General features: G+C 39.8%; 14 protein-coding genes. 12 read left to right on the top strand and 2 right to left on the bottom strand.

The features are described from left to right. Window positions 1–25: 25 nt before the first annotated feature. From PSF42_RS06365 to PSF42_RS06340, 6 genes are all read left to right on the top strand, one after another. Window positions 26–1,210, top strand: a complete 1,185-nt coding sequence (locus tag PSF42_RS06365; RefSeq protein ID WP_272679643.1) for a CaiB/BaiF CoA transferase family protein — start codon at window positions 26–28, stop codon at window positions 1,208–1,210. Then, window positions 1,207–2,346, top strand: a complete 1,140-nt coding sequence (locus PSF42_RS06360; RefSeq protein WP_125890471.1) for an acyl-CoA dehydrogenase family protein — start codon at window positions 1,207–1,209, stop codon at window positions 2,344–2,346. Before PSF42_RS06365 ends, PSF42_RS06360 begins: the two co-directional genes overlap by 4 nt. Window positions 2,347–2,620: 274 nt before the next feature. Beyond that, on the top strand, window positions 2,621–4,060 hold the full coding sequence (locus PSF42_RS06355; RefSeq protein ID WP_125890470.1) for a purine-cytosine permease family protein: 1,440 nt from the start codon (window positions 2,621–2,623) through the stop codon (window positions 4,058–4,060). Window positions 4,061–4,212: 152 nt separating this feature from the next. After that, window positions 4,213–4,968 (top strand): electron transfer flavoprotein subunit beta/FixA family protein, encoded by a 756-nt coding sequence (locus tag PSF42_RS06350; RefSeq protein WP_213914278.1) that lies wholly within the window; start codon window positions 4,213–4,215, stop codon window positions 4,966–4,968. A 15-nt stretch (window positions 4,969–4,983) separates the two neighbouring features. Continuing rightward, window positions 4,984–5,934, top strand: a complete 951-nt coding sequence (locus tag PSF42_RS06345; protein ID WP_272679642.1) for an electron transfer flavoprotein subunit alpha/FixB family protein — start codon at window positions 4,984–4,986, stop codon at window positions 5,932–5,934. Window positions 5,935–5,945: 11 nt separating this feature from the next. Further along, window positions 5,946–7,628 (top strand): electron transfer flavoprotein-ubiquinone oxidoreductase, encoded by a 1,683-nt coding sequence (locus PSF42_RS06340; protein ID WP_272679641.1) that lies wholly within the window; start codon window positions 5,946–5,948, stop codon window positions 7,626–7,628. Window positions 7,629–7,717: 89 nt separating this feature from the next. Here the strand turns inward: PSF42_RS06340 and PSF42_RS06335 are convergent, their stop codons facing one another. Next, on the bottom strand, window positions 7,718–8,431 hold the full coding sequence (locus PSF42_RS06335; protein WP_125890466.1) for a UTRA domain-containing protein: 714 nt from the start codon (window positions 8,429–8,431) through the stop codon (window positions 7,718–7,720). 279 nt (window positions 8,432–8,710) lie between these two features. Between PSF42_RS06335 and PSF42_RS06330 the strand changes: the two genes are divergently transcribed. After that, window positions 8,711–9,964 (top strand): hypothetical protein, encoded by a 1,254-nt coding sequence (locus tag PSF42_RS06330; RefSeq protein WP_272679640.1) that lies wholly within the window; start codon window positions 8,711–8,713, stop codon window positions 9,962–9,964. Then, entirely contained in the window at window positions 9,961–11,091 is a 1,131-nt protein-coding gene (locus PSF42_RS06325) for a hypothetical protein (protein ID WP_213914281.1), read from the top strand. Before PSF42_RS06330 ends, PSF42_RS06325 begins: the two co-directional genes overlap by 4 nt. 66 nt (window positions 11,092–11,157) lie before the next feature. On the opposite strand, the gene PSF42_RS06320 is transcribed toward PSF42_RS06325, so the two are convergent. Beyond that, window positions 11,158–12,453 (bottom strand): MFS transporter, encoded by a 1,296-nt coding sequence (locus PSF42_RS06320; protein WP_125890464.1) that lies wholly within the window; start codon window positions 12,451–12,453, stop codon window positions 11,158–11,160. 587 nt (window positions 12,454–13,040) lie between these two features. On the opposite strand from PSF42_RS06320, the gene PSF42_RS06315 reads away from it, so the two are divergent. From PSF42_RS06315 to tnaC, 4 genes are all read left to right on the top strand, one after another. Next, complete coding sequence (locus tag PSF42_RS06315) at window positions 13,041–13,715, top strand: CsgG/HfaB family protein (RefSeq protein ID WP_102137964.1); 675 nt, start codon at window positions 13,041–13,043, stop codon at window positions 13,713–13,715. Window positions 13,716–13,724: 9 nt separating this feature from the next. After that, window positions 13,725–14,078: a DUF4810 domain-containing protein gene (locus tag PSF42_RS06310; protein ID WP_272679639.1), complete on the top strand. Its 354-nt coding sequence runs from the start codon at window positions 13,725–13,727 to the stop codon at window positions 14,076–14,078. Beyond that, on the top strand, window positions 14,075–14,731 hold the full coding sequence (locus PSF42_RS06305; RefSeq protein ID WP_213914283.1) for a DUF799 domain-containing protein: 657 nt from the start codon (window positions 14,075–14,077) through the stop codon (window positions 14,729–14,731). Before PSF42_RS06310 ends, PSF42_RS06305 begins: the two co-directional genes overlap by 4 nt. A 333-nt stretch (window positions 14,732–15,064) precedes the next feature. Continuing rightward, window positions 15,065–15,166: a tryptophanase leader peptide gene (gene tnaC, locus PSF42_RS20805; RefSeq protein ID WP_125890461.1), complete on the top strand. Its 102-nt coding sequence runs from the start codon at window positions 15,065–15,067 to the stop codon at window positions 15,164–15,166. Window positions 15,167–15,258 lie beyond the last annotated feature (92 nt).

Raw genomic sequence — 15,258 nt, 5'->3', positions numbered from 1 at the left:
CTTTCTGGAATAGAAGGAATTCAGTATGAATGCTGCGTTAACTCAGAAAAGACAAGGGCCACTGGCGGGGATCAAAGTGATCGATTTAAGCCGTGTGTTAGCCGGCCCGTATTGCACCGGTATGATGGCCGATCTCGGTGCTGAAGTGATCAAAATCGAAGTGCCCAACCACGGTGATGACAGCCGCCATTTAGGACCATTCATTGATGGCGAAAGTGTTTATTACGGTTTGATTAACCGAGGTAAACGCAGTATTGAATTGGATCTCAAAGCAGATGAAGACAGGGCTATTTTGTTCCAACTAGTCAAAGAGAGTGATGTGGTGGTTGAAAACTTTCGCCCTGGTGTGACTCAACGGCTTGGCATCGATTTTGATAGCTTAAAGCAGCACAACCCCCAGTTAATCTACGCCAGTATTTCTGGTTTTGGACAAAATAGCCCATTAGCCAGTTATCCCGCTTATGACATCGTGGCACAAGCGATGTCGGGACTAATGAGTGTCACGGGTTTTCCAGAAACAGGGCCGACACGCAGTGGTGAGTCAATTGGGGATGTGTGTGCTGGGATGTTTGCATCTTGGGCGATAAGCAGTGCGTTATTTGCGCGAGAGCGTCATGGTGAAGCGGCACAGTATATTGATGTGGCGATGGTGGATGTCTTACTCAGCATGCAATTAACAGGGCTTTCAAACCTATTTGCTCATGGCAAGGCCCCGAGCTTAGTGGGTAACCGCCATCCAGTCTCTACGCCTTTTGATACTTATCAGGCAAAAGATGGTTTAGTGGTGATCGCGATTGCCAGTGAAAAGCTATTTCAACGTTTTTGCGAATGTATGGAAAAACCGCAGTTATGCCACGATCCACGCTACCTTAATGACCCGGGTCGAACACAGCACCAAGCTGAGCTTCGAAAAGAAATCGAAAGTTGGACGTGCCAAAAAACCGTTGAAGAGGTATGCGACATATTATTAAACGCGGGTGTGCCTGCCTCACCGATCCATAATTTACAGCAAGCCACACAAAGTGAGCATGCCCAAGTGAGGCAAGTGCTCACACACCTGAATGACGGAGGAACACCATTGGTTTCGCAACCAGTTTTTTTTAATGGAAATAAACCTCACTCGACTCGTCGGGCCCCGAAATTAGGTGAGGCAAATGCAGTTTATAAGCCAGAGAAAACAACAATTAAAAATGCGGAGACGATGCAATGAGTTTTAAAATTAATGAAACAGAACAAGCGGTTGTGGATGCGATAGAAAAAGTTTGTCACGACATTTTACAGCCAAATGCACAAAGATACGATGAAACCGAAACCTTTTGCGCTGAAAGTTTACAAGCATTAGGGGAAATGGGGTGTTGGGGAATTAATTTACCTGAACAATATGGTGGCTTTGGTATTGGCAGTGTCGCGATGAGTAAGGTCGTGGAAGCGGTTGCAGCGGCTTGTGCTTCGACGTCATCGGCGCTGACAGCACATTTTTTGGCGACAGATTCAATTTTAATTGGTGGTACAGAAGCGCAAAAACAGCATTGGTTACCCAAGGCCGCAGCTGGGGAATTATTAGGTGCATTTGGCTTAACTGAGCCAGCAGCTGGCTCTAACCCTGCAGATATGCGCACCGTGGCAACTCGTGAAAATGGTGGCTGGCGCATTCGGGGTAATAAACACTATATTACTAACGCCAAAGAAGCTGATTTCATCGTGTTATATGCGAAAACGGATGTAGAAGCAGGGGCTCGCGGGATCAGCGCATTTGTGATCCCTAAAGGGACTGAAGGTGTGGCATTTTCTCAACCTGAAAAAACCATGGGGTTACGGGGTAGCACGATTTATGAATTAGCACTGAATTGTTGGCTACCTGAATCTGCATTACTGGGAGAGGAAAATAAAGGGTTCCATACCGCTATGGAGGTTTTAGATAAGGGGCGCGTCGAAGTTGCAGCAACTTCACTCGGTATCGCTCGAGCCGCGATGGAGAGTGCTTTAGGTTGGGTAAAAGAACGCCAAATTGGTAAAAAACCATTAGCGGCTTACCAAGGAACCCAATGGCGTATTGCGGATATGCATACGCAATTGGAAGCTGCTCGTATGTTGACATGGCAAGCTGCCGAATTACGTGATTCAGGGGAACGTTTTAGTTTGCAATCCGCTACGGCGAAATTATTTGCTGCGGAGTGCGCGGGGTTTGTTACGGATGCCGCATTACAGCTTCACGGAGGCTACGGTTATATTCGTGACCTTCCCCTTGAGCGTTATGTGCGTGACGCACGAATTTTACGAATTTTTGAAGGAACGTCTGAAATACAGAAAATTATTATTTCACGTGCTGTTTTAGACGCCCACTAACTTATTTTACATATTAAGCGAGTAAGCGGGACAGGCGTTTACTGGTTTATGGAGCACCATAGGAAGCACTACCTGACAACAGGATCATGGAATTAAAAACACAACAACAATCAGGTTTAAGAATGTATTTCAATTAGTTATTTAGGGTGAATAATAGATAAAACATCATCCAGCGTAATGCTTAATAACTGGACCTTACAACTGTAGTTATTACGGTTTCATTACGATTAATTGGTTCATTCTTTAAGCCAGCCTTGCTTAAAGAGGAGTTACCATGACAGTTTCAAACGACATCGCAACAGGGCAAAAAGCTCGGCAGGAGAATGTACCTTTAATCGAAGCGCGTTCCATCGACTACATACCAGAGTCCGAGCGCCACGGCACCTTATCAAGCCAATTCACACTTTGGTTTGGTTCTAATTTGCAAATAACCGCAATTGTCACCGGTGCCTTAGCTGTGGTACTGGGGGGAGATGTATTCTGGTCACTAATTGGTTTATTTATTGGCCAGCTGTTAGGTGGTGCAGTGATGGCCTTGCATGCGGTGCAAGGACCTAAATTGGGGTTACCACAAATGATTTCGAGCCGTGTACAGTTTGGCGTATACGGTGCAGTTATCCCTATCTTACTGGTTTGTATGATGTATGTTGGGTTTTCTGCCAGTGGTACGGTATTAGCGGGTCAGGCAGTTGGCCAATTACTGCATGTGACTGACTGGGTTGGTATCTTAATTTTTGGTGCGGTGATTATCGGCATCACTATTTGTGGATACCGGATTATCCATATTCTCGGAAAAGTGGCGAGTGTAGTGGGTGTGATTACATTCTTCTATTTATTTTTCCGTCTGTTTTATATGAATGATGTTTCAATACTACTCGAAAACCGTCATTTTAGCTGGACGAACTTTCTATTAGCGATGTCATTGTCAGCTTCTTGGCAAATTGCATTTGGGCCTTATGTTGCTGACTACTCTCGCTATTTGCCGACTAAAACCCCAACCATTAAAGCCTTCTTGGCCGTCGGTTCAGGTACTGTGATCGGTACGCAAGCCTCGATGATTTTAGGCGTTTTTGCCGCAGCGCTTGCTGGCAATCAATTTGCAGGTAATGAAGTCTCTTATATCGTAGGCTTAGGTAGCACAGGTTTAATTGCTGCGTTGCTGTACATCAGTATTTTTTATGGGAAAGTGACCATAACTGCACTGAATGCTTACGGTAGCTTTATGTCTATGGCGGCTATTTGGTGTGGCTTCCGTGGGAAAAGCCAAATTTCTCGCGGACAAAGGTTATTTTTCATCATTCTGATGGTGAGCTTCTCGACAGCTTTAGGGTTAGCGGGGCAGCACTCATTCTTAAAGTTATTCTCTGCTTTCTTACTGTTTTTGCTAGCATTTTTTACCCCTTGGAGTGCAATCAATCTTGTTGATTACTATTGGGTCACTAAAGGGCGTTACGATGTACCTGAGCTCGCCAATCCAAATGGCCGTTATGGACGTTGGAATAAAGTTGGGATTATCACTTATATCGTTGGGGTATTGATTCAATTGCCATTTATTTCCACGGGCTTCTATACCGGGCCTCTAGTTGAAAAACTGGGTGGGGTTGATATCTCATGGATTGTGGGCTTAGTGGCAACCAGTGTTATTTATTATGTTGCGATAAAACAATGGCCTATGTCAGTGGCAGACAGATTGATATTACCTACGAGTAAATAACCATTTCATAAAAAATTAGCATTCAAAATAGTAAAAATTGAGATAACCAGTAGCAGTGTGAATATCACTGTTACGGTTTCTCTCAATCTAAAAAACGATTTTAGAACATTACCATACCCACCAATCGCGGAAGAATTGGGATAGGAGTTGCTATGAAAATTATAGTCGCAGTGAAGCGAGTGATAGACCATAACGTCAAAATAAGAGTGAAATCCGATGGCTCAGGCGTTGAGCTGGCAAATGTCAAAATGGCCATCAACCCCTTTGATGAAATCGCCGTCGAAGAAGCTGTGCGTTTAAAAGAGGCGGGAAAAGCGACAGAAGTTATTGCGGTTTCCGTTGGTGATATTGGTTATCAAGATACATTACGCAGTGCGATGGCGATTGGGGCAGATCGCGGGGTTTTAGTCCAAAAGCCGGAAGAGTTAACTTTAGAACCACTGGATATTGCCCGTTTACTTCAACAAATCGTGGAAAAGGAACAGCCGGATCTTATTTTATTAGGCAAACAAGCGATTGATGATGACTGTAATCAAATCGGCCAAATGCTTAGTGCATTATTGGATTATCCGCAGGCAACATTTGCCTCACAAGTGAAGCTTGAAGGCCAATTACTGCAAGTGACTAGGGAAATTGATGGTGGCTTAGAAACGTTAGAGATGCCATTACCTGCGGTTATCACAACGGACTTGCGACTCAATGAACCTCGTTATGCTACTTTGCCTAATATCATGAAAGCTAAGAAAAAAACGTTAGATATTATCGATATTGCTGAGATGGATTTTACGCCATTAGGGCAAATTAAAACGCTGAGTGTCTCAGAACCTAAAAAACGAGCGGGGCAATGCACATTGTTAAGCAGCGCGACAGAGCTAGTTAGTGCATTACAAGCGAAAGAAGTGATCTAATCGAGGAAAATATCTATGAGCCAAATATCGGTATTAGTGGTTGTCGAGCATGATAATCAAACAATAAAAACACCTACTTATCATAGTATTAACGCTGCAAAGCAACTTCTCACAGCTGGTGGTCATTTGCACTTATTAGTTGCAGGAAGTGAGACTGAACAGGTCTCTCAGTCAGCTGCAAGTATACAGGGCGTGAGTAAAGTCCTAGAAATACAATCAGATAACCTTAAAAACCAACTTGCAGAGCCGATGGGCCATGCAGTGGCAAGTATCGCAAAAGAGTATACCCATTTACTGTTTCCAGCGACGACATTTGGTAAAAACATTGCTCCACGAGTAGCTGCAACGTTAGGGGTTGCCCAAATTTCAGATATTACCCAAATTATTGATCCTCAAACCTTTATTAGGCCTATTTATGCAGGAAATGCGTTAGCAACAGTACAAAATAATGGCCAGCAGGTGGTCATTACAGTGCGTAGTTCGGCATTTTCGGGGGGATATGAAACGCAAGCTCCTGCTGAAATTGACACATTAACGGTAGCGGATTTACCTCAACCTACGCAGTTAAAAAGCCAATCTCTAACTCAAGTAAGCCGTGCGGAATTGAGTTCTGCAAAAGTGGTTATTTCAGGGGGAAGAGGTTTGAGTTCAGGTGACAATTTTGCGTTATTGGAAACGATAGCTGACAAACTTGGTGCTGCGGTGGGGGCTTCTCGTGCTGCGGTAGATGCCGGTTTTGTTCCAAATGACTACCAAGTAGGGCAAACAGGGAAAATTGTCGCCCCAGATTTATATATCGCAGTAGGGATTTCCGGAGCAATTCAACATGTTGCTGGTATGAAGGAAAGTAAAGTGATCGTTGCTATTAATAGTGATCCTGAGGCACCGATTTTCCAAGTCGCAGATTATGGCATTGTTGGTGATCTATTTGAGATCTTACCTGAATTTGACAAAGCATTAGCGTAAGAGGTGGACAAATGGCTATCGACAATATTGATAAGATAAACGAGGCCCCCGAGCGGGAATCGATGGAGTTCGATGTCCTGATTGTCGGTGGCGGGCCTGCTGGGTTATCTGCAGCAATACGCTTAAAACAGCTAGCCGCAGAAAAAGGCACAGAGATATCAGTTTGTTTAATTGATAAAGGTGCGCAGATAGGTGCTCACATTTTATCTGGCGCGGTAATAGACCCTCGGGCGCTTGATGAATTGCTGCCAGATTGGCAACAAAAGGTGTCAGCTTCTTTAACCCCTGTAAACCAGGATCGTTTTTTATGGTTAAAAGAAAATAAAGCGAGCCATTTACCCCTATCCTTATTGCCAAGCTGTTTGAAAAATAATGGCAATCTCATTGGCAGCTTAGGACAGATAAGTGCCGCACTTGCCCTTGAGGCTGAAAGATTAGGTGTTGATGTTTTTGCCGGATTTGCTGCCACTGACGTGCTGTTTGATGATAAAAACCAAGTAATAGGTATCACCACTGGAGACATGGGGCTGGATAAATCAGGCAACCCAACAGCGATGTACCAACCGGGTATGAATTTACTGGCAAAAATGACCTTTTTTGCGGAAGGGTGCCGTGGTCAGCTCGGTAAACAATTAATAAACCATTTTAATTTAGCCGCAGAGAGCGGTAAACAAACCTATGGTTTGGGCATCAAAGAGATTTGGCAAATTCCAAAAGAGCAGCATCAAGCTGGGCTTGTTGTACATTCTGTTGGTTGGCCCTTAGATAATCACACCTACGGTGGCGGTTTTGCTTATCACTATGGAGATAACTTAGTCGCAGTGGGTTTGGTGGTCGGATTAAATTATGAAAACCCTTATTTATCACCATTTGATGAGTTTCAGCGTTTAAAGACCCACCCTGAGTTTAGTGCTTTTTTATCAGGGGGGGAGCGTATTAGCTATGGCGCTAGAACGATGGTTGCTGGTGGACTGGCCGCATTACCTGAATTGAGCTTTCCCGGTGGCGCATTAATCGGTGATGATGCCGGTTTTCTTAATGCGGCTCGAATTAAAGGTACACACTGTGCTGTGAAAAGTGGGTTATTAGCAGCAGAAGCCTGGTTCAATGCTAACCAGAATGGAATGATTGATTATTTACAATTTAAAAAGCAATTTCGCCAGCTATTTGAAGAGAGCTGGCTATATCAAGAACTTTATCAAACACGCAATTTTAAACCCTATATGAAAAAAGGGTTAGTGATTGGATCGATGTTATTTGGTGCAGAACAACTGTTATTAAAAGGCCGTAGTCCGTGGACTTTAAAGTTAAAACACGCAGACCATGAAGGAATAAAAGAAGCACGAAATTTTTCGCCAATAAATTACCCAAAACCTGATGGTAAATTAATTTTTGATAAGCCTTCTTCCGTATTTTTATCGAATACGAATCATGAAGAGGAACAACCCTGCCATTTAAAACTGGCGGATATTAATGTCCCTATCCAAGTTAATTTAATTAAATATGCTGCGCCCGAAACGCGTTATTGCCCTGCAGGAGTGTATGAAATTGTAGGGGACAAAAGCGAAGAAAAACTGCAAATTAATGCGCAAAACTGCCTGCACTGTAAGGCTTGTGATATTAAAGACCCGTTACAGAATATCACTTGGACAGCCCCTCAAGGAGGCGAAGGCCCTATTTATCAGGGAATGTAAAACGAATTTGTTGTGATGTAGTTGTGCTTGATATTTTTTGTTTTATCAGTCGCTTTGGGGCAATTTTGCCCCATTTTTTTATTTTTGCATTAACTCTCAATTCGCGAATGTAATTTTAATTTGTAACGAGATCCAGCAGTGATCATATTAACGTAGCTAATTAGAATACTGCCTGTCCAAGTACGGCGGCTAAGTTGTAGACAAGGTGAGTTTTCTTTAATTGATAAGGACTGAGCTATGGATTTTGTGGCTAGCGCTGCTTCTATTGTATGCTCCATTTCACTGACAGGAAAATGGCGTTGTAGATAACCGCTCGGCGTTTCAGTGTCACCATATTTTTGCTTAACAAAATCAGGCACAATGGCATGATTAACATAGCGTTCTTCTAACATTAAAGGAATATCATTTTCAAAATGTAGAACTTTACAGTAACCCACATCACTTCCTTCACTAATTCCTAGCTGTAGTGCGATTTCTGCTGATGCCGAAATAATTTTCAGTTGTAATTGGTGACCGCTATATTTATTACCGCTTGTTGAAATTTCATCAAAAATATCAAATGCTTTTGTAACAGGGAGTTCATGTTTTAGCGTGGCAACAAATGTGCCTTTTCCTGCAATACGATTCAAGATCCCTTTTTGGCTTAACTCGGAAATGGCCTTATTCACCGTCATACGGCTTACATTAAACTGAGCGCACAGCTCAAGTTCTGTGGGTATTTGAGTTCCAGGCTTAAAAATTCCTAAATCAATACTGCGTAAAATGTAAGACTGAATTTGCTTATATGCAGGTTGTGATGTCATCGCTGTTATTCAAAATTATTGTTAAAGGAAGGAGTGGTAAAATTGTTTTATTGCCACGTTTCACTCACAAACTTTTGTATTAGGTGCAAGTTTATCAGTAATTACTGTCTTTGCTAGTAGGAGACACCTATTTCTAACAATTAAACTATCATTAGATAACTGTTCAATGGTGTTAATCATTATCTGAATTATTTTATTATAAGGTAAGTTTTACTAGGGCTATATACCTTTATTTATTATCATAATGTTAAATTTTCTTAGTGAAATAGGCATTTACTCATGCGAGTTCAATATTTCCATGTCAGTCTTACTCAATGTGATTATCAAAATGTCAGCCCAATGGGAATGGTAAGATTGATCGCCTCCGAAAAAGTATTTTTCTTTAATCAGGATGATTTTTCAAATAGCCAAATTTTTTTAGAGCGCATACAGCAAGGAGACCCCTTGGTAATTTGTGCAGAAGAGATGAATGATGGAAGCTATTGGGTGCAATGGGTTTGTCATGAAAAACATGGTCGTTTAGAGCCCGACAGAACAGTCAGTTTTACTCGAAAATTAGGAATACAATATTTAGTTTCATTGTTGTTAATGATGCTAATTCCTGCGGTGTACTATTGCTTTATTAATGCAGAAGATAGTTTTTTAATGATCATCCTAGTGGCAATTCTAGGTTTAGCAGCTTTCGGCGGGATCGTTCTGTTTGGCCTTGCATTGGCCGAAACCAAATATATTTTAAGTCCAAAACGAAAGCAAATTTTAAAGGCATTGGATTTGGTTATTGATGGGCAATACCAAAAAAGCGAACAAGAGCAGATAATTAACATTCCAGGAATTAAAAACTCGAAAGCTAAAGCCCATAAATTACGTCAATCAGTCGATAATTACTGTGATAAAACGTCTTTATTCGTCACTCGTGGGACGGTTAATATTACCTCAACCCTTAGCTTAACCGTTGCAAGAGGGGATACAGAACAAAAGCTCAATCATATTGGCTTGCAGATTAATAAAAGCCATATGGATGTTCTGGTTTCAGCCAATGAGCCGTTATTTAACAACCATAATCTCTTTATTGCTCAAGGTGACGAACTTGAGGTTTTTCATAAAAATATCCAAGCGCATTCAAAAGAGCAGGTAATTTTTGGTATTTACAATCATCAAGACGGGCTTGCCTATAGCTTGATTGGTAAGGGGGCTCCTCAAGAAAGAGGCTTTTATTTCGGGCTGTGGGGGTTCACTTGCTTACTTTTAATGTTCTTTGTCTTTATGGCCGGAGGGTTATCAATTTCCGAAACCCTGGAGAAAGGCGGATATTGGGATTATTGGGACTGGGTTAATATTGTGGATACAGGTGTGCTATTTACCAGTTTCGCAGTCACGATTTTATTCGGTATCAGCTTTCTTATTGCTTTGTGCGTGGCGATATATTTTAAACTATCTCAGCGTGGCAATGGGTATTATCAAGCGCAATATATTTTGAAGCATCTACGCCGTAAAAATGGCCAAACGGATTATGTGACGGAGGTGCGCTCATGAACCCATTTTTGAGTAAACGTTTTCTCTTTTTGGCTTTGGTGTTTGCACTAAGTCTCGCTTTCACTTTTATTATTTTTATTCGTACTGGTACAGTTGATTGGCAGTGGAAAAACCACAATGAAAATAGCTTCCCGATTGGTAGTTATGATTTTGCAACAACATTTCCAGCAGAAAATGGGATGTTAGTTGTAGCTAAAAAAAGTGGCCGTTCTAATTATTATTACTCTTCTTATAATACTTATATGCCTTCAAGCGAATATGATAACCAGATTTTATTTGCAGATAATAATGGCGTGCATTTTATTACTCATAGCGATCAAAGTTTCTATAATGCGGTTTGTGAAAGAAAACAATGTTTAATGATGTTCAGTGATGGCTATCAAAAAATTAACTTAACTGATTTTTCAGTGAGTGAATTTACACCTTGGAGTAAAAAAACTGGCAAGCTATTTTCAACGTTGATTATGGGAAAAATCTACTTATCTAAAAGCTCTCCTTTCTATGTTGTTGCGGATAATGAAAATATTTTTATCAGTGCTGATAAAGGAATGACATGGGAACATTTTATCAATGTTCGAGATTTAGCCAAGTCATTATATCCTGAAGAAATTGAAGGAAATTCAAATTTTTCGTATGCAACATATCGAGATAAAATAGTGATGTGGTATAGCTATGGCAACCAAATGGGATCTCTAGAAGTTATTATGGATATCCCAACAAAACAGGTTATTAGCAGTAAATGGCTGCCTGTCAGGATCAATGAATCAGCACAAAATCGTAATGGTGATATTTTTGTAGTTGCTCAAGAGCCCTCACGTCGCTTATTTTCTTTGATGCAATTTCATACTAATGGTAATTTTGAGGTGATGGCAGAAAGCGGTTATAACCACATGAACAGCTTAGAAGTCGGCAATCAAGGTTTAATTGTTTCTAATATAGTTAGAGGTTCGCAACAATATTTAATGATGGATTTTGCCACGAAAGAGATCCGTTATCGTCCTCAGTTTCCTTTGTATAACAAAATATACAATATGGCGGACCAATCCTTAATTGAAATAGAAAGCACATATTCGAATGAAAGTAAACTGACTAAGGGAGCGCAAGTTTCTTATCAATCTTTGCATTGATAGGTAATGGTGATTTAGCACATTCTCATTCAAGAAGGATAGGGAAAACCCTATCCTTTTTTGTCATTATAGTGCGCGTTGTTTAGGTAACAAAATAACAGCCGTAGCTGCGATGACGGCAACGATAGCAAAAGCAATAAAATTCCAGCTAGTAGCAATCCCTAGGCTAGCAATATAAGCACCAAACATAGGGCCTGTCATTGCGCCGATTCGAGAAAAACTGAGGGCCCAACCTGTTGCGGAAGCACGTGCATTTGATGGATAATAATTGGCAATATAACCCGTTAATATGAGCGCGGCGGAAATACTTCCAACACCTGCAAAAGCTACGAGAACGTAATTCATATAGATATTTTGCTTGAATATCAAGCAACCCACACCGATTGCGCCCAGTAAAAAGAAAAATGCGACAGAATTACGTACACCATATTTATCTGCAATTTTTCCGAGAAATAATCCGCCTAATGCGGAAGCCAAACTGAACACAATTAAAAATGTTAAGCTAGAACCAAGGTTATAACCTTCTTTTCGCATAATAGATGGCAGCCAAGTATTTAGACCATAAACTAATAGCATCCCACAGAATAATGCAACCCAGAAGCAAGCGGTGGCACGCAAATGACGCCAAGCAAATACGACTGCTACAATCTCTTTAATACTTTGTGATTTATGTTGCACATATTCTGAAGATGATTGGTAATCAATGTCGAGTTTTTTAGCGAGAGCTTGAGCTTCAGAGTGTAAGCCCTTGTGTGTCAAATATTCTAATGACTCAGGCAGAATACGCGCCATTGGCCAAATAAGTAATAGAGGTAATGCTCCAAATGCAATCACACTACGCCAACCAAAGTGTTCTAATAACCACATTGCGACGAGCGCGGCACTTAATATACCTAATGAATATCCTGAATACATAATCCCATAGTTAAAAGAGCGTTTTTCTGTTGGGGAATATTCAATTGTGAGTGCCGCTGCAACAGGAATAACACCTCCTAAACCAATACCGCCAATAAAACGCATTAAACCAAAAAGCCAAGGCGTTGGTGCGAATGCTGCGCCTAACATGGTCAATGAAAATAAGGTAACACAAGTGAGTAACATGCGGCGACGACCATACAATTCACTCAAAGTACCGATGATAAACGCGCCGAAGAACATCCCAACAAGCGCATAGCTACTTAAAGCACCTAGCTCTAGAGGGGATAAATTCCACTGTTTATATTCAGCAAGTGTAGGTAAAACGGCCCCCATAACACCGACATCATAACCTTCAAATAAAATACTCATCCAACAAATGAGTAAAACTTTTGATGTTGTTTTTGTAGAACCAAATGATTTCACTGCGATTGTTTGCATTGTCATGGTTAACTCTCTTATGGTGAGGGTTTGTTTTTTTTAATTACAAGCCTATTTCTTGAGTCCAAGGTGACTTAGTTACACTCAACGTTTCTAAGGTAAAGTACAATGCTTAATGTTAAGTAAAGGTTAAATTAATGCAGGAAATGGATATAGTTTGCAGTAAATCTGCATATGTAAGGTGAGAAAGGCCTATTTCTAATGTCACATTGAAAAACAGTTAAAAAATAGACAACTTTAACTTATTATATGGAAATATAACCGCTAATTAGGAAATTATAATTAGAATCCAAGAAATACAGTTAATACTATATATTACTAATTATACGTGGCCATATTAGATATCATCACTAAAGATTACTAATTAAATTATTCACTCTAAATCTATCAATATTAATCAAACGGTTGATTTTGTTTTGGAAAACCACTTTAGTAAACCTTAGTTACTTTATGAATACTATAGTAATTGAAAGTAAAACTAAATATAAGATAAAAAATAAGTAATATTGACTAGATTCGGTTTTTCATTTAATGCAAAATAACAATGCAAAAATTAATTCTAATTCTAATTTTCTTTTAATTGAGATAGCTAAATGAATATATCTAAAATCAGCATTGCATCAATCTTTATTGCAAGTGCATTATTAACTGGTTGTGCTAAAGAATCCTCTCGCTCCTTAGCCGTAGAAAAAGTTGCAACATATAACACTCAATATTCAGGTCCTAAAAGCCCAATATCAATAGGGAAATTTGATAATCGTTCTAGTTATATGAATGGCATTTTCTCTGATGGTGTTGATCGCTTAGGTAATCAATCTAAAACTATTTTGATGACACATTTGCAGCAAACGGGGCGTTTTAATGTATTAGACCGTGCAAATATGCAAGAACTTAAAGAAGAAGCTGGAATTAAAGGTCAGTCACAACAGTTAAAAGGTGCAACTTATGTGATTACTGGTGATGTGACTGAATTTGGGCGAAAAGAAGTTGGAGATCGCCAGTTATTTGGCATTTTAGGTCGCGGTAAATCACAAGTCGCTTATGCCAAAGTTAATTTAAACGTTGTTAATGTTCAAACATCTGAAGTGGTATTTTCTTCACAAGGTGCTGGTGAATATGAATTATCAAATAGAGAAGTGATTGGTTTTGGTGGCACAGCCAGTTATGACTCGACGTTAAATGGCAAAGTATTAGATTTAGCAATTAGGGAAGCTGTAAATAACTTAGTTTCTGGCATTGAAAGTGGTGCATGGCAGCCAGCTAAATAAGGGAATAAGATGAAAATTAAATTATTGGCTATTTTAGCAGGTACCATTTTATTAAATGGCTGTGCTAATGAACCAAAACCGCTATATCACTGGGACGGTTATCAAACAACGGTTTACCAATATTACCAACAAACAGAAACTAGCCCTCAAGAACAAATTCAAGCTTTGAAAAAGAATTTGGAAATGAGTAAAGCAAATGGTTTGGCAACGCCACCGGGGCTGCATGCGCATTTAGGGTTATTGTATTCAACAACTGGAGCGGTTGATCTTGCAATGCAAGAATTTACTGCAGAAAAAGCATTGTATCCAGAGTCTGCGGCTTACATGGATTTTCTCATGAAGAATAAAGGAAGAGTAAAATGAAACATTTACTTATAGTCTGTGGATTGATAATGACATGGTTATTAACGGGGTGTGCTCAGCCAACGAAAGTTGATTACACGGCATTTAATCAAAGTAAGCCCAAAAGTATTCTGGTGTTGTTACCACAAAATAGCTCACCAGAAGTACAGGCCAGCCATGGCTTATTATCACAGACAATGCTTCCTTTAGCTGAGGCGGGTTACTATGTCTTCCCTGTTGCCGTTGTTGAAGAAACATTTAAACAAAATGGGATAACAAATGCGGGCGATATTCAGGCTGTTCCACCTGCAAAGTTGCGCGAAATTTTTGGTAATGATGCAATCCTTTATTTGAATATTACTGAATATGGTACAAGTTATCAGGTCATTTCTAGTGACACTCGTGTCACTGCGGATGCGAAATTGGTTGATGCCAGAACAGGGACATTATTATGGAGCGGCTCCGCGACGGCATCGAGTGCTGAAAATAATTCTTCCTCAAATGGTATTATTGGCGCATTAGTCTCAGCGGTTGTTAACCAAATCGTAGATACAATGACAGACAAAAGCTATGCAATTGCGGGTATAACAAGTGTCAGGTTATTATCTGCAGGTAAGCCTAATGGTATCTTATATGGGCCTAGATCACCTAAATATGGTAAAGATGCTCAGTAATTATTAATTGTTTGAATAATGGGTAAAATAAAAAATATTTTACCCATCTCACTTAAGTTATAATTAATTTAAGTGAAATTAACCTGTCTAATTATCTTATTACGTTATTTATGCGTATCTTGATTTGCGTGATTAAACGAAAATTCATCATATTAAGTTTTTAATTTAATATGGAGATTAATACTGTGATTTGAGTCAAGTTGTTCTGGCCTATGTCAAGAATAGTGTGATATAGGTACAATATTATGACAATGGTGATTACTTTGGTAATACAACTGTTATATATATAATAGCAGTCGGTTGTACTAATTCCTCGTTGATAGGAGTCATAGTATGTTCTTGTTAAACGAATCACTTATATTAAGGTGTTTCTTCTATATGAAGAAATGGTTCAATATTGATATTTCCTTAGCCTTCTTCTTTCCAAATAAATAACCTTTCTTTTTTCTTTCCTTAAAGTTTTTTTAACTTATTTAATTATAGGTTAAATCTCTAATGTTTATTATTTAATGAAAAATTAAAGGTAT

This window comes from Providencia sp. PROV032 (genome assembly GCF_028484875.1).
In the GTDB taxonomy this organism is placed as follows: Bacteria; Pseudomonadota; Gammaproteobacteria; order Enterobacterales; family Enterobacteriaceae; genus Providencia; species Providencia rettgeri_E.
Note: the sequence above shows the minus strand (reverse complement) of the source record. Positions and strands in the feature narration are given on the sequence as shown.